Genomic DNA, 16,670 nt, shown 5'->3' with positions numbered 1-16,670 from the left:
GGGGCAAGCCCGCTCGCCACAAGGAGATATATCTGGCGGGAACAGGCTTGTACAAAACCATAGAATCTCCCACAGAAGCCGCGCACAGCCCCAATATTGAGGTGTGGCGCAGATCCCTGTGGGAGCTGGCGATAGCCTGCGATGAGGCCGGCACAGCATTGCTCGCCAGCCCCATAGCCGCTTAGCGCGAAGCCAGCAGCTCTTTGCCGCGTACCACAGCCGCGCGCACCTGGGCCGGTGCAGTGCCGCCAATGTGGTTGCGGGCGTTGACCGAGCCTTCGAGGGTCAGGACGGCGAACACGTCCTGCTCGATCTGGTCGCTGAACTGGCGCAGTTCTTCCAGGCTCATCTCGGCCAGGTCCTTGCTGGTATCGACGCCGTACTTCACGGCATGGCCGACGATCTCGTGGCAATCACGGAACGGCAGGCCACGGCGTACCAGATAGTCGGCAAGGTCAGTGGCGGTGGAGAAACCGCGCAGGGCCGCTTCGCGCATGATTGCGTGCTTCGGCTTGATGGCCGGGATCATGTCGGCAAAGGCGCGCAGCGAGTCGCGCAGGGTGTCGGCGGCGTCGAACAGCGGCTCTTTGTCTTCCTGGTTGTCCTTGTTGTAGGCCAGTGGCTGGCCTTTCATCAGGGTCAGCAGGCCGGTCAGGGCGCCGAATACCCGGCCCGTCTTGCCGCGTACCAGCTCCGGTACGTCGGGGTTTTTCTTTTGCGGCATGATCGAGCTGCCGGTGCAGAAGCGGTCAGGCAGGTCGATGAACTGGAACTGCGCGCTGGTCCACAGCACGAGCTCTTCGGAGAAGCGCGACAGGTGCATCATGGCAATGCTGGCCGCCGCGCAGAATTCGATGGCGAAGTCGCGGTCCGACACGCCGTCCAGCGAGTTGCCGCCCACGGCTTCGAAGCCCAGCAGCTTGCAGGTCAGCTCACGGTCGATCGGGTAGGTGGTGCCAGCCAGCGCGGCGCTGCCCAAAGGCATGCGGTTGGCGCGCTTGCGGCAGTCGACCAGGCGCTCGTAGTCACGGCTGAGCATTTCGAACCAGGCCAGCAGGTGGTGGCCGAAGGTAACCGGCTGGGCGGTCTGCAGGTGAGTGAAGCCGGGCATGATGGTCTCGGCTTCACGCTCGGCCTGCTCCAGCAGGCCTTGTTGCAGGCGGGTGATTTCGGCGAGGATCAGGTCGATCTCGTCGCGCAGCCACAGGCGGATATCGGTCGCCACCTGGTCGTTGCGGCTACGGCCGGTGTGCAGTTTTTTACCGGTGATGCCGATGCGGTCGGTCAGGCGTGCTTCGATGTTCATGTGCACGTCTTCGAGGTCGACGCGCCAGTCGAAGTTGCCGGCCTCGATTTCACCCTGGATGGTAGTGAGGCCATCGACGATGGTTTCGCGCTCGGCGGCAGTGAGTACGCCGACTTCAGCCAGCATGGTGGCGTGGGCGATCGAACCCATGATGTCGTGGCGGTACAGGCGCTTGTCGAAGTCGACCGAGGCGGTGAAACGGGCGACGAAGGCGTCGACGGGCTCACTGAAGCGGCCGCCCCAGGACTGATTGGTCTTGTCGGTGCTCATGGATTCACTCTTGGAAGGCGCGAACGGATAAAAGTGGCGCCGATAATAGCAGGGTTGAGCCCGCCGCCGCAGGGCGCCGGTCGTGAGAATCGTCTGGTAACAAGGGTGCCAAGGATATTCTGCGATTGAACGGCAGTGTTCCACGGACCGTCTACAGTTGGACAATGGGCTGGCGCTGAATCTGCCAGGCCAGTGAATCTTTGGCCTTCGCACGGGTCTAGAGCGTGACCGCGTTCCGGTCCCCTACACCTGTCTACGCTACACCCGTGCGAGACTCACTCAGGAATCCAGCGCAATTATGAATGTCCTGATCGTTGATGACGAACCCCAAGCCCGCGAAAGCCTGAGGCAACTGCTGCGCGAGCTTGAGGGCTATACGGTACTTGAGCCCAGCGCCACCAATGGCGAGGAGGCCTTGACCCTGATCGAGAGCCTCAAGCCCGATGTGGTCCTGCTGGATATCGGCCTGCCGGGCCTGGACGGGCTGCAAGTGGCCGCACGCCTGTGCGAGCGCGAAGCACCGCCGGCTCTGGTGTTCTGCACCGGCGATCAACATGACAGCCAGGCGTTCAGCGAAAGCGCCCTGAGCCACGTCGAAAAGCCCATCCAGCAGCAGACCCTGCGCGATGCGCTGCGCCGCGCCGAAAAACCCAACCGCACCCAGCTGGCGGCGCTTACCCGGCCTGCCGCCGATGGCGGTGGCGAGCCGCGCAGCCACATCAGCGCGCGCACCCGCAAGGGCATCGAGCTGATCCCGCTGCCGCAGGTGATCTACTTCATTGCCGATCACAAGTACGTGACCTTGCGCCACGAAGGCGGCGAGGTATTGCTGGACGAGCCGCTCAAGGCGCTTGAAGACGAGTTCGGTGACCGCTTCGTGCGTATCCACCGCAACGCGCTGGTGGCCCGCGAGCGCATCGAGCGTTTGCAGCGCACGCCGCTTGGGCACTTCCAGCTTTACCTCAAAGGCCTGGATGGCGACCCCCTGACCGTCAGCCGGCGCCATGTGGCGGGTGTGCGCAAGATGATGCAGGCGCTCTGAGCATCCCCGTCACGGCCTCATCGCAGGCTGGCGCCAGCTCCCACAGTGAATGTGTCCAGCCTCGATATTGTGAGTTGACCCAGACCCTGTGGGAGCTGGCGCCAGCCTGCGATGGCCTGCATGGCAGGCCCGAAATCCCCCAAGCTGTAGAGTTGGCGATTGACCCACATCTGCTTGCGGCCCCGGCGGAGCTGTTATCATCGGCGGCATTTCTCTGCATCGGGGCGCTTCATGTCCACTCGCGAAATCCGCATTGCCACCCGTAAAAGTGCCTTGGCCCTGTGGCAGGCCGAATATGTAAAAGCGCGTCTGGAGCAGGCGCACCCTGGCCTGAAGGTCACGCTGGTGCCCATGGTCAGCCGTGGCGACAAGCTGCTTGACGCGCCGCTGGCGAAGATTGGCGGCAAGGGCCTGTTCGTCAAGGAACTGGAAACCGCGCTGCTGGAAAACGAAGCCGACATCGCCGTGCATTCGATGAAAGACGTGCCCATGGACTTCCCCGAAGGGCTCGGCCTGTACTGCATCTGCGAGCGCGAAGACCCGCGTGATGCGTTTGTTTCCAATACCTTCGCAAGCCTTGAGGCATTGCCTGCCGGCAGCGTGGTCGGCACCTCCAGCCTGCGCCGCCAGGCGCAACTGTTGGCGCGTCGCCCGGACCTGAAAATCCAGTTCCTGCGTGGCAACGTCAACACCCGCCTGGCCAAGCTCGACGCTGGCGAATACGACGCCATCATTCTTGCCGCGGCGGGCCTGATCCGCCTTGGCTTCGAGCAGCGCATCACCGCCAGCATCAGTGTCGAAGACAGCCTGCCTGCCGGCGGCCAAGGCGCGGTGGGCATCGAATGCCGCAGCGCCGACAGCGAAATCCATGCCCTGCTGGCGCCCCTGCACCACCTCGACACCGCCGACCGCGTGGTTGCCGAGCGCGCCTTGAACAAACACCTGAACGGCGGCTGCCAAGTGCCGATTGCCTGCTACGCCGTGCTTGAGGGCGAGCAGCTGTGGCTGCGTGGCCTGGTGGGCCAGCCCTCGGGCGGCACCTTGCTGGTGGCCGACGCCCGCGCCCCGCGCCGGCAGGCCGAAGTGCTTGGCGTGCAGGTGGCCGACGCGCTGCTCAAGCAGGGCGCTTCGGCCATTCTGCAAGAGGTCTACGGCGAGGCCGGGCACCCGTGAGCCCTTGGCGCCTGCTGCTGACCCGGCCTGAAGAGGACTGTGCGGCACTGGCGCAGACCTTGGCCGCAGCCGGCATCGCCAGCGCCAGCCTGCCGCTGCTGGCCATCGAACCGCTCGAGGCTGGCCCCGCGCACCCGCTGGGCCTCGCCGGTATCACCTCGGCCCACGCCATCATCGTGGTCAGCAAGCCCGCGGCACGCCTGCTGCTGGCGCAACTCGACCAGGCCGGCATCGCCGCGCCCCACGCGGGCTGGTTCACCGTCGGTGAAGCCACCGCCGGCATTCTCAAGGCGCGCGGGCTGGAAGTGAATTTCCCGGCAGCCGGCGATGACAGCGAAGCACTCCTCGGCCTGGCAGCCCTGCGCCAGGCCCTCGCCGTGCCCGCGCCACGGGTGTTTATCGCCCGTGGCGAGGGAGGTCGCGAACTGCTGGCCGAGCGTCTTGCCGAGCAAGGTGCTAGTGTCGAATATCTGCAACTGTATCGCCGTAGCCTGCCGCATTACCCGCAAGGAACACTGGCGCGCTGCGTCGATGGGGAACGCCTCAATGGCCTGGTGGTCAGCAGTGGGCAGGGTCTTGCACACTTGCAGCAGTTGGCGGGGGCGGATTGGCCACGGCTTTCACGCCTGCCGTTGTTCGTTCCCAGCCCGCGTGTTGCCGAGCAGGCCCGCGAGCTGGGAGCACTGAAGATTGTGGATTGCCGCGGCGCAGGTGCCGCGGCCTTGCTGGCAGCCGTGCAGCGAACCGCTGCACCTGCCCCTTAAGGCGCCACGCACATGAGCGATGGGCCACCATGCAAAGGATGGATACGTGAGCGAAACAGTCTTGTCCCACACCGAACAGCCCGCGGCGCCTGAAGCGCCAGAAACCTCCAACCCGCCACCGGCGCGCCGTTCCGGCACCGGCCTTGCGCTGCTGGCCTTGCTGGTCGGCGCCGCAGGCGTCGGGGTGGGTGGCTGGGGTGCCTGGCAGGTGCGTCAGTTGCAAGGCAATGAACTGGGCCAGGCTGAGCACTTGCAAGCGCTCAACCAGCGTGCCGACGCGCTGCAGCAGCGCGAGCAGCAGCTCACTACGCAGTTGGCCGGCCTGCCACCGGCCAGCGAGCTGGAAGACCGCCGCCGCCTGGTGGCGCAGTTGCAGGGCGACCAGCAACGCCTGAGCCAGCGCCTGGAAACCGTTCTTGGCGAAAGCCGCAAGGAGTGGCGCCTGGCCGAGGCCGAGCACTTGCTGCGCCTGGCCACCCTGCGGCTGTCGGCGTTGCAGGACATCGCCAGTGCCAAGGCGCTGGTCGAAGGCGCCGACGAAATTCTGCGCGAACAAAGCGACCCCGGCGCGTTCGCAGCGCGCGAGCAACTGGCGCGTAGCCTGGCGACCCTCAACAGCACCCAGCAACCGGACCGCACCGGCCTGTTCCTCAAGCTGGCCGCGCAGCGCGAGCAGGTGCTGCAACTCAGCGCCCAGTCGCCGGAGTTCAACAGTGGCGCCGATGCCACGGGCGCGCTGACTGCTGACGGCGATGCCGGCAGCCGCTGGTCGCGCTGGTGGGGCGAGATTTCCAAGTACTTCCAGATCGACTTCAATGCTGACGACAACGTGCGGCCGCTGCTTGCCGGGCAATCGCTCAACCAGCTGCGCCTGGCCCTCAGCCTGACCATCGAGCAAGCCCAGTGGGCCGCGCTCAATGGCGAAGAAAAGGTCTACAACCAGGCGCTGGACGACGCGCGCAGCGTGCTGCTGGCCAACTTCAACGCGGACAACCCACAGAGCAAGGCCATGCTCGACAGCCTTAACAAGCTGGCCGAGCAGCCCGTGTCGGTTGTTACCCCCGACCTGAGCGAGAGCCTGGCTGCGGTGCAGGCGTACATCCAGCGCCGCCATCTGCCGGCCCAGGCGCAAGGGGGCAAACCATGAAGCGAGTCTATCTGCTGGCAGTGCTGGCGATTGTCATCGCTGCGGCGCTGGGTATCGCCATCGCCAAGCACAGCGGCTATGTGTTGATCGCCTATGGCAGCTTCCGCTACCAGTCGGGGCTGTGGGCGGCGCTGTCGGCGCTGGTGGCCGGGGTGCTGGCGTTGCTGCTGTTGCGCTACCTGGTGGGCCTGCTGCTGACCTCTGGCGGCGCGGTCAACCCGTGGTCGCGGCGCAACCGTAGCCGGCGCACCCGCATTGCCATCGAGCAAGGCCAGCTGGACCTCGCCGAAGGCCGCTGGGCCAGCGCGCAGCGCCATCTGCAACGCGCCGCCGAAGCCGAGCGCCAGCCCTTGCTGTTCTACCTCGGGGCCGCCCGCGCCGCCAACGAGCAGGGCCGCGTCGAAGACCGTGACAACCTGCTGGAGCGTGCTTTGGAGCGCCAGCCGCAGGCCGAGCTTGCCGTCGCCCTGACCCACGCGCAGCTGCAAATGGACCGTGGCGAGAACGATGGCGCCCTCGAAGCCCTGCACGCCATGCAGGAGCGTCACCCGAACAACGCACAGGTACTGCGCCTGTTGCAGCGCCTTCACCTGGAGCGCGGCGACTGGCCGGCGCTGATTCGCCTGCTGCCAGACCTGCGCAAGCACAAGGTGCTGCCGGCAGCCGAACTTGCCCAGCTGGAGCAGCGTGCCTGGGGCCAGAACATCAACCTGGCGGCCACCCGTGGCGAAGATCAACAAGCCGCTCGCCAGGCGCTGGAGCGCGCCTGGCAGCAACTGACCAACGCCCAGCGCCAGGAGCCGCAACTGGTGCTGGCCTATGCCGAGCAACTGCGTCAGGTGGGCGCCCAGGGCGAGGCCGAGCAGGTGTTGCGTGCGGCGCTCAAGCGCAGTTACGAGAGCCATCTGGCGCGCCTTTACGGTTTGGTCCGTGGCGATGACCCGGTGCGCCAACTGCAAACGGCTGAAGGCTGGCTCAAGGACCACCCGCAAGACCCGAGCCTGCTGCTCACGCTGGGCCGGCTGAGCCTGCAGAACCGTCTGTGGGGCAAGGCCCGCGACTACCTTGAAAGCAGCCTGCGCATGCAGCGCAACCCGGAAACCTGCGCCGAGCTTGCGCGTTTGCTGGCCAGCCTTGGCGAAACCGAGCGCAGCAACCAGCTGTTCCAGGAAGGGCTGGGGTTGCTCGACGAGCGCCTGCTGGCGCTGCCATTGCCTGAGGGCATGCGTGCCTGATTCCTGCGCTGGCCTGCGCGTTTGCGCGGGCCAGCCATGAACCCGTCCTACAAGCCCCACCATTTTGCTCCGCAGGGTCAGAACGGTCCTACCATGTTCGGCACGCTTTCGCCGCTAATCAGCGACGATTCGCCTCTGTAGCGCCTTGATACAAAGCGCATCTTTCCTCTACCGTTCAGAACCCCTTCCCCACGTGTGGACACTCCATGTCGCTGGCTCGCCTGCGCAGCTTTTACTTCCCCGCCTTGCTGGCATCGTTACTGGTGCTGGCTGTCTCGTATTATTTGCAGCCCCTGGTGGGCCTGGCGCCCTGCGCGTTGTGCCTGAGCCAGCGGTTGATGCTGGGCCTTTACGCACTGGTGTGCCTGCTGGCGCTGCTGCGTGGCCCGCGCCGGCGCGGTTATGCCTGGATGGCGTCGGCATGTGCCTTGGGCGGTGCTTTGCTGGCCGGGCGGCATGTGTGGCTGCAGGGCGGCCCGGCGCCTGCCGACGGCTGCCCGATGCCGCTGATGGCGCGGCCTTTGGGTGAAGTGTTGGGCCGCTTGCTGCTGGGCAGCCCGGAGTGCGTGTCGATCAGTTGGAGCTTTCTTGACCTGACCCTGCCGGAGTGGAGCCTGCTGGCTTTCGTGCTGCTGGCCATGCCGGCGCTGCATTCGCTGCTGGCGTATCGTTTCCGCCAACTGGTCGTTGCTTGATCCTGAACAATAAGCAGGGCATTGCTCGACCAGTGGTTTGTAGGAAAGGTATTAAACGCTTGTATGAACTTAGTGCTCTGCGTACCTTGAAGGGCAGGACGCGCGGGAATAATCTCCCAGCACGCATACCGAAAACACACTGTTCGATGCCGTCTCGCTGACGCCACTTTTGTGCCACGGCTGGTGCCACGAAGTGCAGCGGCATCTATCCAGAAGGGAAGAGATCGCCATGCTCGATAGTTGCCAGAACGCCCAGGAACGCTGGGGCGGTGTTCACAAGCTAATCGACCGTTGGCTGGCGGAGCGCGAGGAGCTGATACAGGCCTTCAGCGCATTGCGCGATGCCAAGCCTGCATTCGCCGACAAAGAGCAGAACGGCGATTTTTGCGTCTTGCTGGTCGACTACGTTTCGGCCTGGCACTTTGAGGTCAGCGAGCAGTTGGTCAGTGAAGCCAAGGCCTTTGGTGATACTCGCGGCCTGGAGCTGGCCACGCAGATCACCCCGCGCATCGATGACAGCACCCAGATTGCCCTGGCGTTCAACGACCATTGCGCAAAAGGCGAATGCACGGACCCCGAGCGCTTTGCCGAGAAACTCGGCAAGCTCGGTAGCCTGTTGCACGAACGCTTTGAACTTGAAGACTGCCTGATCGAAGTGCTGCACAACGCGCACAAGGAAGAGGGTGCGGTGCAGGCCTGATTCAGTCGGCCACGCCCAGTAGTTCTATTTCAAATACCAGCGGGGTGTAGGGCGCGATCAGGTCGCCCGCACCGTCGGCGCCGTAGGCTTGCGCCGACGGGATCACCAGCCGCCATTTAGCGCCGGTCTTCATCTGCGGCAACGCCACTTGCCAGCCTTCGATCACCGAGTCCAGCTTGAACCATTGCGGCTGCAGGTTCTGATCGAACACCGTGCCATCGGGCAACTTACCCACATACCGCACCTGCACGCTGCCGCTGGCCTTTGGCTGTGCGCCGCTGCCGCTTGCCAGTTCGCTGTAGAGAATCCCTTCGGGCAGTTCATGCACGCCGGCGCGGGTGCGCTCGCTGGCCATGAAGCGTTTTTCTGCGGTGAGCAGTTTGTCGACGGCGGCCTGTTGGTTGGCCGCGCTGGTTTGTTCATCGTGCTGCTGCAGGATGGCCTCCATGCGCGACTTGTCGATGCGCGGCGGCAGGCCTTGGTAAGACTGGCGCAAGCCTTCTACCAGCGCGTCCAGTTGCAAGCCAGGCACTTCCTGGCGCAGCCGCTCACCCAGGCTTGCGCCGATGCTGTAGGACAGGTCGGTTTCACTGGCGGTTTGCTCGGCGGCCTGCGACAGCGGGGCGACCAGGCACAGCGCGAACATTAAATAACGAGACATGCTCGACTCCTGCTGCAAAGAGCGCGAAGTATGCCAGCGTTGCTCCACCCTGACGTGGAAATATCCGCGCCCAATTAGCGGCCAACTACACTTGTTTTTTGCTGCAAGACAACGACTGGGTGCGGGTATGCAACGCGGGGCTACTGATACTGTCAACATGCCCTAGCGGCGGTAGCAGCAGAAGCATAGTATGAGCCGCACTCTCGTCAGCCAGGAGGTAAACCATGTCGGCCAAAAAGAAGCCAGTAAGTACGCCGTTGCACCTGCTCCAGCAACTTTCGGGCAGCCTGCTCGAACATTTGGAAGATGCCTGCTCCCAAGCGCTGGCGGATGCCGAGAAACTGTTGGCCAAGTTGGAAAAACAACGCGGCAAGGCGCAGGAAAAACTGCACACCGCCCGCCTGAAGTTGCAAGACTCGGCCAAGGCCGGCAAAGCCAAGGCCCAAGGCAAGGCGCAAAAAGCCGCCGCTGAACTTGAAGGCCTGCTGGAATCGCTCAAAGAGCGCCAGGCGCAAACCCGCACTTATATTCAACAGCTCAAGCGTGACGCCCAGGAAAGCCTGAAACTGGCCCAGGGTGTTGGCAAAGTGCGTGAGGCTGCGGCCAAGGCGCTGGGCTCTCGTGCTGCTGCGCCAAAAGCGGCTGCCAAGCCTGCTGGCAAAGCTGCCCCTGCCAAAGCTGCCCCTGCCAAGGCACCGGCCAAGGCTGCTGCGCCCAAGCCTGCTGCTAAACCCGCAGTTGCCAAGGCTCCCGCCCGCACGGCTGCCGCAAAACCTGCCGCTGCTAAAACCGCTGCTGCCAAAGCGCCTGCCAAGCCTGCTGCCAAACCAGTCGCTGCCAAAGCGCCGGCCAAGGCTGCTGCCGCCAAACCTGCCGCTGCCAAACCAGCAGCCAAGCCAGCCGCTGCCAAAGCCCCGGCCAAACCTGCTGCTGCCAAGGCTCCGGTAAAACCAGCTGCCGCAAAACCAGCCGCTGCCAAGCCTGCAGCCAAGCCCGCTGCCGCCAAGCCTGCCGCGCCAACCGCCAGCACTGCCCCGGCGTCGGCCACCAACTCGGCCACACCGGCAGCCGCTGCAAGCACCCCTGCTCAGACGCCGTCTTCGGCATCCTGAAGCTGCCGGGCAGCGACGCGCAATTGATCCAGCGCGTCGTGGCCTCTGGCTTGGTCCGGCGCCAGCCGGGCCAACCATTCTTCGCCATCGCCCGCTCCCGCAGGCCATCGGCGCGCAAGTTGCTCCAGGCGCTCCAGCAAGGTGCGCTCAGCCTGTAGTTCCAGCCCCTTCACCTGTTCACGCAATACCGCCAGTTGCGGGTCGGCCAGGGCGTGCTCGCGCCACTGCTGGCGCAATGCGCGCAGTGGCGCCACCACCTCCCGTTGCCACGCTGTGGCGGCCTCTTGCAGCGCGGCAAGCCGCTGCGCATTGGGGGTAACCTTGCGCGTTTGCAGCCAGGTTGCGCATAGCAACAGGCAGACATCGCCGCCCAGCGCTTGCAAGGCCAGGCAGGCCGTTTCTACCCCGGGCCGCGCGTACAGGGCCAGGGCGTGATTCCACAGGTCGGTGTGCATGGTTTCGCTCGCGCCAGTGGTCGGGGAAGCTGGTAGACTCCGCGACCATCATGATCAGACTATCAAACCTCACTTTACAGCGTGGTCCACAGCGCCTGCTAGACAGCGCCGAGATGACCCTGCACACCGGTCACAAGGCCGGCCTGATCGGCGCCAATGGCGCCGGTAAATCCAGCCTGTTCGCCTTGCTGCGCGGCGAGTTGTCGCCCGATGGCGGCGACTGCCATGTGCCCGGCGACTGGCGCATTGCCCACATGCGCCAGGAGGTCGACACCCTCGACCGCGTGGCGGTGGACTATGTGCTCGACGGCGATGTGCGCCTGCGCAAGGTGCAGGCCGAACTGGCTGGCGCCGAGCAGGCCCATGACGGCGCCGCGCTGGCACGTCTGCACAGCGAGCTGGACAGCGCCGACGGCTACACCGCCGATGCCCGTGCGCGCAAGCTGCTGGCCGGCCTTGGCTTCAGCAACGAACAGATGGACCGGCGTGTCGGCGACTTCTCCGGTGGCTGGCGCATGCGCCTGAACCTGGCCCAGGCGCTGATGTGCCCGTCCGACCTGCTGCTGCTCGACGAGCCCACCAACCACTTGGACCTCGACGCCATTCTGTGGCTCGAAGACTGGCTCAAGGGCTACCAGGGCACGTTGCTGCTGATCTCCCACGACCGCGACTTCCTCGATGCCGTGGTCGACCATGTGCTGCACGTCGAACAGCGCAAGCTGAACCTCTACAAAGGCGGCTACAGCGCGTTCGAGCGCACCCGCGCCGAGCGCCTGGCGCAACAGCAGCAGGCCTTCGAGAAGCAGCAGGCGCAGCGCGCGCACATGGAAAAGTACATCGCCCGGTTCAAGGCCCAGGCTACCAAGGCACGCCAGGCGCAAAGCCGCATCAAGGCCCTGGAACGCATGGAAGAACTGTCGGCGGCCCACGTCGATTCGCCGTTCGACTTCGTTTTCCGCGAGTCGCAAAAAATCTCAAGCCCGCTGCTTGACCTGTCCGAGGCGCGCCTGGGCTATGGCGACAAGGCCATCCTCGAGAAGGTCAAGCTGCAACTGGTCCCGGGCGCGCGTATCGGCCTGCTCGGCCCCAACGGCGCGGGTAAATCGACCCTCATCAAGAACCTTGCCGGCGAGCTGCAACCGCTGGGCGGGCGCCTGGTGCGCGGCGAGAACCTGGCAGTGGGCTACTTTGCCCAGCACCAGCTCGACTCGCTGGACGACAAGGCCAGCCCGCTGTTGCACCTGCAACGCATCGCCCCGGCCGAGCGCGAGCAGGCCCTGCGCGACTTCCTCGGGGGTTTCGACTTCCATGGCGACCGCGTCGATGAGCCGGTGGTGAATTTCTCCGGTGGCGAAAAAGCCCGCCTGGCGCTGGCCCTGATCGCCTGGGAACGGCCCAACCTGCTGCTGCTCGATGAGCCGACCAACCACCTCGACCTCGAGATGCGCCTGGCCCTGACCATGGCGTTGCAGGAGTTTGCCGGTGCCGTGGTGGTAGTCTCCCACGACCGTCACCTGCTCAAGAGCACCACCGACGACTTCCTGCTGGTCGCCGATGGCAAGGTCGATACCTTCGAGGGTGACCTCGACGACTACAGCCGCTGGCTGATCGACTACCGCCAGCGCATGGCGCCTGCTAGCAGCGCCCCGGTCAACCCGGATAAAACCGACAAAAAGGCCCAGCGCCAGGCCGCCGCCGCCCTGCGTCAGCAGTTGGCGCCGCACAAAAAGGCCGCCGACAAGCTCGAAGCCGAGCTTGGGCAGTTGCACAAGACCCTGGCCGAGGTCGAGGCGGCCTTGGGCGACAGTGGCGTCTACGAGGCTGCGCGCAAAGACGAGCTGCGCGATCTGCTCGGCCGCCAGAGCCAGCTCAAGCAGCGCGAAGGCGAGCTTGAAGAGGCGTGGATGGAAGCCTTGGAGTTGCTCGAAAGCATGCAGGCCGAGATCGAGGCGTTGTCCTGATGGATGAGCTGCGCTCGCTGCTGCCTGGGCAATGGATGGATACGTTCTGGCTGGGCCTGCAGATTCTGCTGATCATGGTTGTGGCGTTCGTCTTGCAGCGCATGGTTGGCCGCGCCCTGCAGAGCCTGGGCGAGCGCTACCCGCTGCCGCACGAACTGCTGGTGCCGGTGCGTGGCGCGTTGCGCTGGCTGATCATGGGCAGCGCCGTGTTGTTCGTGCTGGAGCGCCTCGGGGTTTCGGCCACGGTTCTGTGGACGGCGCTTTCGGGTTTTGTCGCGGTGGCGGCAGTGGCGTTTTTCGCCATCTGGAGCGTGCTTTCCAACCTGCTGTGCGCGGTGCTGATCTTTACCGTCGGGCCGTTTCGCATCGGTGATGTGGTCGAGCTGGTCGATACCCTCGACAAGCCGGGGGTAAAAGGCCGGGTGATCGCGATCAACCTGCTTTACACCACCTTGATGGAAACCCCCGAAGCGGGTGGTGCGCTGGTGCAGGTGCCTAACAGCCAATTCTTTCAGAAGGCCGTTCGGCGCTGGCGCGGGGCCGAGGCAAGCGCTGCCGGCAAGCCAGAGGCGCTGGAAGCGGACTGATTGCCCGGTAATCACGGTTTTCTGTAGGAGCGGCCTTGTGTCGCGAAAGGGGGGCGAAGCGCCCCCAAGATTTGTGCTCCACGCAGGTATTGCCGGGGCTGCTACGCAGCCCATTCGCGACACAAGGCCGCTCCTACAAGGGCCCTGCGTTCATCGCGCCGGCTGCTGATTCCCCAATGCACGGCGCAATGCCATCAGCCATAGCAGTTGTTCGTTGAACGTCGGCGAGCAGGGGCTATTCATCAAGGTCGTCCTTGTTTTATCGGGGATGGGCTAATCAGGTCAAAGTCTGGCGTTTCTTGGAGAGGCATTTCCTAGGAAAGGTCCCACGCGCACAAAGGAAATTTCCGAGCGTTTCGATGGTGCTATCGATATGCAATAAAGGTATTTATAAAAAAATTTTTATACCTTTAAAGTCTATTAGGCGTGCTTACCGGCACACTGCCATCTACCGTGAAACGACGCCGAGCGACCCTCGTGCCGACCTGGACACTTCCCATGCCGTACCTCTTTGACCCTGTGCCGAGACAATTTCCATGAGCTTCGACACTGCTTTCATGCTTAGCACATTGCCGGCATTCCTCAAGGCCGTGGGCGTGACCTTGCAGGTCGGCCTGCTGGCGATTTTTACCTCGTTGCTGGTCGCGGTGGCCAATGCTGCCATCCTGGTGTTCCGTACGCCTTACCTGTGGCGCCTGGTCAAAGGCTATGTGGAGCTGGCGCGTAACACGCCGTTGCTAATCCAGCTGTTCTTCGTCTACTTCGCACTGCCCAGCCTCGGCGTGAAGATCTCGGGCTTTGGCGCCGCGATCATCACCATGACCTTCATGGGCGGTGCCTACCTCACCGAGGTGCTGCGCGCAGGGGTCGAGGCGGTGCCGCGTGCGCAGCTTGAGTCCGGGCGTTCCATCGGCCTGTCCGAAGGCCAGTTGCTGCGCCATGTGATCCTGCCGCAGGCCAGCATTCTCAGCCTGCCGGCACTGTTCGCGACCTTTGTTTTCCTGCTCAAGGAAACCACCGTGGTGTCAGCGGTGGCGGTGCCCGAGATTCTCTACACCACCAAGAACTACATCGCCCTGTATTACAAAACCTACGAAATGCTCGCCGTGCTGACTTTGCTTTGCGTGCTGATCTTCCTGCCGCTGTCGCTGCTGCTGCGCTACCTGGAACGGAGGCTGCAACATGGCCAGTACGGGGTTTGAGCTGCTGCAGGTGTCGCTGCCGCAACTGGCGGCAGGCGCCCTGCAAACACTGTCCATTTCTGCACTCGGCATCTTCTTCGCAACCGTGGGCGGGGTGCTCTACGGCGTGCTGGCGAACCTGGGCAAACGCCCAGTGAACATCGCGCTGCAGGTGTACCTGGAGCTGTTCCGGGCGATCCCGGTGCTGGTCTGGCTGTACCTGGTGTTCTTCGGCTTGCCGATCTTCTTTGGCCTGAGCATCCCCAGCTTCTGGTGCGCGGTGTTGGTGCTGGGCCTGTGGGGCGCCAGCGAAGTGGGCGAGGTGGTGCGCGGCGCGTTGCGCTCGCTGCCCCGTGGCCAGCGTGAAGCGGGGCTGTCGATCGGCCTGTCCGGCTGGCAACTGTATGGCTACGTATTGCTGCCACAAGCGCTCAAGCGCATGACCCCGCCGACCATCAACCTGTACACGCGGATCATCAAGACCAGCTCGCTGGCGGTGTTGATCGGTGTGGTCGAGGTGATCAAGGCCGGCCAGCAGATCATCGAGCGTACCTATGAGTCGGTGCTGATCTACGGCGCCTTGTTGCTGTTCTTCTTTTTTGTCTGCTACCCGCTTTCGGCCGCCTCGCGCGTGCTGGAACGCCGCTGGGCCCACACATGAGCGCATTGATCGAGTTTCAGGGTTTCAACAAGTTTTTCGGCGAGCAACAGGTGCTCGAGCAGATCGACCTGCAGGTGCAAGCCGGCGAGGTGGTGGTCATTCTGGGCCCCAGCGGTTGTGGCAAAAGCACGCTGCTGCGCTGCCTGAACGGCCTGGAACAGGCCCACAGCGGCAGCCTGCGCCTGGACGGCAAGGAGCTGCTGGCGCCGGGCACCGATTGGCGCCAGGTGCGCCAGCGGGTGGGCATGGTGTTCCAGAGCTATCACCTGTTTGGCCATATGAGCGTGCTCGACAACCTGCTGCTTGGCCCGCTCAAGGTGCAAAAGCGCGAGCGCGGCGAAGCCCAGGCCCAGGCCGAGGCGTTGCTGGCCCGGGTGGGCCTTCTGGAGAAGCGCGATGTATTCCCGCGCCAGCTCTCCGGTGGCCAGCAACAGCGCATCGCCATTGTGCGATCGCTGTGCATGAACCCCGAGGTGATGTTGTTCGACGAAGTGACCGCCGCCCTTGACCCGGAGATGGTCAAGGAAGTGCTGCAGGTGATCCAGGGCCTGGCCCGCGAAGGCATGACCCTGCTCATCGTCACCCACGAAATGGCCTTCGCCCGCGCGGTGGCCGACCGCATCGTGTTCATGGAGGCCGGCAGGATCCTTGAACAGAACCCTCCCGAGCGTTTCTTCACCCAGCCGCAAAGCGCACGCGCGCAGCAGTTCCTGGAGAAATTCTCTTTCGTTGAAAGCCTGCCCAAGACACTGCACAAGGAACTGTCATGACCACCACCGCGTTTACCAAACTGCTTGCCCCGTTGCTTGGCCTGGCATTGCTGGCCGGCTGCAACAAGTCCGATGAACCCGCCAAACCGGCGGCTGCCTCGCCTGCCACCAGCTACCTGGAGACCATCAAAGCCCGCGACAAGCTGATCGTTGGCGTATTCACCGACAAGCCGCCGTTTGGTTTTGTCGATGAAAGCGGCCGCTACGTGGGCTTCGATACCGATATCGGGCGGCGCCTGGCCAAGGACTTGCTGGGCGATGAAAACAAAGTCGAATTCGTCGCCGTGGAGCCTGCCAGCCGTATCCCGTTCCTGCAGAGCGACAAGGTCGACCTGATTCTGGCCAACATGACCGTCACCCCGGAACGCAAGGAGGCGGTGGACTTCACCAACCCCAACCTGCGCGTCGCGGTGCAGGCTATCGTGGCCGATGGCAGCCCGGTGAAGACGCTCGACGACCTGGCCGACAAGACCATCATCGTCACCACCGGCACCACCGCTGATATCTGGCTGACCAAGAATCACCCTGATTGGAAACTGCTCAAGTTCGAGAAGAACAGCGAGTCGCTGGCCGCGCTGGCCAATGGCCGTGGCGATGCCTATGCCCAGGACAACCTGATCCTGTTCAGCTGGGCCAAGCAGAACCCGGGCTACCGCGTCCTGCCGCAGTTGCTGGGCGATGAAGCGCCGATTGCGCCGGCGGTGAAGAAGGGCAACACCGAGCTGCGCGACTGGGTCAACGCAGAGCTTGCCAAGCTGGGTGAGGAGAAGTTCCTGCTCAAGCTGTATGACCAGTACGTGCGCAAGGAACTCAGCGACGATACCAAGCCGGAAAGCGTGATTGTTGAAGGCGGCAAGTGGCAGGGTTGAGCTGAACCCTGTTTTCGCCAGACATATCTCCTTGTGGCGAGCGGGCTTGCCCCGCGTTGGGCTGCGCAGCAGCCCCTTGGG

Annotated in this window: 17 protein-coding genes; 14 read left to right on the top strand and 3 right to left on the bottom strand. The window is 64.1% G+C overall.

Annotation, left to right across the window (positions count from 1 at the left end; translation table 11 throughout):
• Window positions 1–181: 181 nt before the first annotated feature.
• Window positions 182–1,576 carry an argininosuccinate lyase gene (gene argH, locus HU720_RS21245; RefSeq protein WP_186522549.1) on the bottom strand — a complete coding sequence of 465 codons (1,395 nt, stop codon included), beginning with the start codon at window positions 1,574–1,576 and terminating at the stop codon, window positions 182–184.
• Between the two features lie 298 nt (window positions 1,577–1,874).
• Between argH and HU720_RS21240 the strand changes: the two genes are divergently transcribed.
• From HU720_RS21240 to rsd, 7 genes are all read left to right on the top strand, one after another.
• Complete coding sequence (locus HU720_RS21240) at window positions 1,875–2,618, top strand: LytTR family DNA-binding domain-containing protein (protein WP_186522548.1); 744 nt, start codon at window positions 1,875–1,877, stop codon at window positions 2,616–2,618.
• Between the two features lie 231 nt (window positions 2,619–2,849).
• On the top strand, window positions 2,850–3,791 hold the full coding sequence (hemC, locus tag HU720_RS21235; RefSeq protein ID WP_186522547.1) for a hydroxymethylbilane synthase: 942 nt from the start codon (window positions 2,850–2,852) through the stop codon (window positions 3,789–3,791).
• On the top strand, window positions 3,788–4,555 hold the full coding sequence (locus tag HU720_RS21230; protein WP_186522546.1) for a uroporphyrinogen-III synthase: 768 nt from the start codon (window positions 3,788–3,790) through the stop codon (window positions 4,553–4,555). Before hemC ends, HU720_RS21230 begins: the two co-directional genes overlap by 4 nt.
• 46 nt (window positions 4,556–4,601) lie before the next feature.
• A complete protein-coding gene (locus HU720_RS21225; protein ID WP_186522545.1) occupies window positions 4,602–5,702 on the top strand; it encodes a uroporphyrinogen-III C-methyltransferase in 1,101 nt (366 codons plus the stop codon).
• Window positions 5,699–6,937, top strand: a complete 1,239-nt coding sequence (locus HU720_RS21220; protein ID WP_186522544.1) for a heme biosynthesis HemY N-terminal domain-containing protein — start codon at window positions 5,699–5,701, stop codon at window positions 6,935–6,937. Before HU720_RS21225 ends, HU720_RS21220 begins: the two co-directional genes overlap by 4 nt.
• A 206-nt stretch (window positions 6,938–7,143) precedes the next feature.
• On the top strand, window positions 7,144–7,632 hold the full coding sequence (locus tag HU720_RS21215; protein ID WP_186522543.1) for a disulfide bond formation protein B: 489 nt from the start codon (window positions 7,144–7,146) through the stop codon (window positions 7,630–7,632).
• Between the two features lie 229 nt (window positions 7,633–7,861).
• On the top strand, window positions 7,862–8,332 hold the full coding sequence (gene rsd / locus HU720_RS21210; RefSeq protein WP_186522542.1) for a sigma D regulator: 471 nt from the start codon (window positions 7,862–7,864) through the stop codon (window positions 8,330–8,332).
• Window position 8,333: 1 nt separating this feature from the next.
• Here the strand turns inward: rsd and HU720_RS21205 are convergent, their stop codons facing one another.
• Window positions 8,334–8,993, bottom strand: coding sequence for an FKBP-type peptidyl-prolyl cis-trans isomerase (locus tag HU720_RS21205; protein WP_186522541.1), 660 nt, complete (start codon window positions 8,991–8,993; stop codon window positions 8,334–8,336).
• 224 nt (window positions 8,994–9,217) lie between these two features.
• Between HU720_RS21205 and HU720_RS21200 the strand changes: the two genes are divergently transcribed.
• Window positions 9,218–10,105 carry an AlgP family protein gene (locus HU720_RS21200; RefSeq protein ID WP_186522540.1) on the top strand — a complete coding sequence of 296 codons (888 nt, stop codon included), beginning with the start codon at window positions 9,218–9,220 and terminating at the stop codon, window positions 10,103–10,105.
• Here the strand turns inward: HU720_RS21200 and HU720_RS21195 are convergent.
• Entirely contained in the window at window positions 10,081–10,560 is a 480-nt protein-coding gene (locus tag HU720_RS21195; RefSeq protein WP_186522539.1) for a TIGR02444 family protein, read from the bottom strand. The genes HU720_RS21200 and HU720_RS21195 overlap by 25 nt on opposite strands.
• A gap of 50 nt (window positions 10,561–10,610) precedes the next feature.
• Between HU720_RS21195 and HU720_RS21190 the strand changes: the two genes are divergently transcribed.
• The 6 genes from HU720_RS21190 to HU720_RS21165 all read left to right on the top strand — a co-directional run bounded on the left by HU720_RS21190 (window position 10,611) and on the right by HU720_RS21165 (window position 16,589).
• Entirely contained in the window at window positions 10,611–12,521 is a 1,911-nt protein-coding gene (locus tag HU720_RS21190) for an ATP-binding cassette domain-containing protein (RefSeq protein WP_186522538.1), read from the top strand.
• Window positions 12,521–13,108, top strand: a complete 588-nt coding sequence (locus HU720_RS21185) for a mechanosensitive ion channel family protein (protein ID WP_186522537.1) — start codon at window positions 12,521–12,523, stop codon at window positions 13,106–13,108. The genes HU720_RS21190 and HU720_RS21185 overlap by 1 nt, the downstream gene beginning before the upstream one ends.
• A 536-nt stretch (window positions 13,109–13,644) precedes the next feature.
• Window positions 13,645–14,310 (top strand): amino acid ABC transporter permease, encoded by a 666-nt coding sequence (locus HU720_RS21180; RefSeq protein WP_186522536.1) that lies wholly within the window; start codon window positions 13,645–13,647, stop codon window positions 14,308–14,310.
• The gene (locus tag HU720_RS21175; RefSeq protein WP_186522535.1) at window positions 14,291–14,950 is read left to right on the top strand and encodes an amino acid ABC transporter permease; all 660 of its coding nucleotides are present in this window, start codon (window positions 14,291–14,293) and stop codon (window positions 14,948–14,950) included. The genes HU720_RS21180 and HU720_RS21175 overlap by 20 nt, the downstream gene beginning before the upstream one ends.
• A complete protein-coding gene (locus HU720_RS21170) occupies window positions 14,947–15,720 on the top strand; it encodes an amino acid ABC transporter ATP-binding protein (protein WP_186522534.1) in 774 nt (257 codons plus the stop codon). Before HU720_RS21175 ends, HU720_RS21170 begins: the two co-directional genes overlap by 4 nt.
• The gene (locus HU720_RS21165; RefSeq protein ID WP_186522533.1) at window positions 15,717–16,589 is read left to right on the top strand and encodes a transporter substrate-binding domain-containing protein; all 873 of its coding nucleotides are present in this window, start codon (window positions 15,717–15,719) and stop codon (window positions 16,587–16,589) included. The genes HU720_RS21170 and HU720_RS21165 overlap by 4 nt, the downstream gene beginning before the upstream one ends.
• Window positions 16,590–16,670 lie beyond the last annotated feature (81 nt).

It is taken from the genome of Pseudomonas sp. SWRI51 (assembly GCF_014268825.1).
Lineage (GTDB): Bacteria > Pseudomonadota > Gammaproteobacteria > Pseudomonadales > Pseudomonadaceae > Aquipseudomonas > Aquipseudomonas farsensis.
The sequence above is the reverse complement of the archived record's forward strand: the minus strand, read 5'-3'. Positions and strand labels throughout refer to the sequence as shown.

Coding starts and splice junctions, on each gene's coding strand:
- argH (WP_186522549.1), bottom strand. CDS start 1,576: ATGAGCACCGACAAGACCAATCAGTCCTGGGGCGGCCGCTTCAGTGAG.
- HU720_RS21240 (WP_186522548.1), top strand. CDS start 1,875: ATGAATGTCCTGATCGTTGATGACGAACCCCAAGCCCGCGAAAGCCTG.
- hemC (WP_186522547.1), top strand. CDS start 2,850: ATGTCCACTCGCGAAATCCGCATTGCCACCCGTAAAAGTGCCTTGGCC.
- HU720_RS21220 (WP_186522544.1), top strand. CDS start 5,699: ATGAAGCGAGTCTATCTGCTGGCAGTGCTGGCGATTGTCATCGCTGCG.
- HU720_RS21215 (WP_186522543.1), top strand. CDS start 7,144: ATGTCGCTGGCTCGCCTGCGCAGCTTTTACTTCCCCGCCTTGCTGGCA.
- rsd (WP_186522542.1), top strand. CDS start 7,862: ATGCTCGATAGTTGCCAGAACGCCCAGGAACGCTGGGGCGGTGTTCAC.
- HU720_RS21205 (WP_186522541.1), bottom strand. CDS start 8,993: ATGTCTCGTTATTTAATGTTCGCGCTGTGCCTGGTCGCCCCGCTGTCG.
- HU720_RS21200 (WP_186522540.1), top strand. CDS start 9,218: ATGTCGGCCAAAAAGAAGCCAGTAAGTACGCCGTTGCACCTGCTCCAG.
- HU720_RS21195 (WP_186522539.1), bottom strand. CDS start 10,560: ATGCACACCGACCTGTGGAATCACGCCCTGGCCCTGTACGCGCGGCCC.
- HU720_RS21190 (WP_186522538.1), top strand. CDS start 10,611: ATGATCAGACTATCAAACCTCACTTTACAGCGTGGTCCACAGCGCCTG.
- HU720_RS21185 (WP_186522537.1), top strand. CDS start 12,521: ATGGATGAGCTGCGCTCGCTGCTGCCTGGGCAATGGATGGATACGTTC.
- HU720_RS21180 (WP_186522536.1), top strand. CDS start 13,645: ATGAGCTTCGACACTGCTTTCATGCTTAGCACATTGCCGGCATTCCTC.
- HU720_RS21175 (WP_186522535.1), top strand. CDS start 14,291: ATGGCCAGTACGGGGTTTGAGCTGCTGCAGGTGTCGCTGCCGCAACTG.
- HU720_RS21170 (WP_186522534.1), top strand. CDS start 14,947: ATGAGCGCATTGATCGAGTTTCAGGGTTTCAACAAGTTTTTCGGCGAG.
- HU720_RS21165 (WP_186522533.1), top strand. CDS start 15,717: ATGACCACCACCGCGTTTACCAAACTGCTTGCCCCGTTGCTTGGCCTG.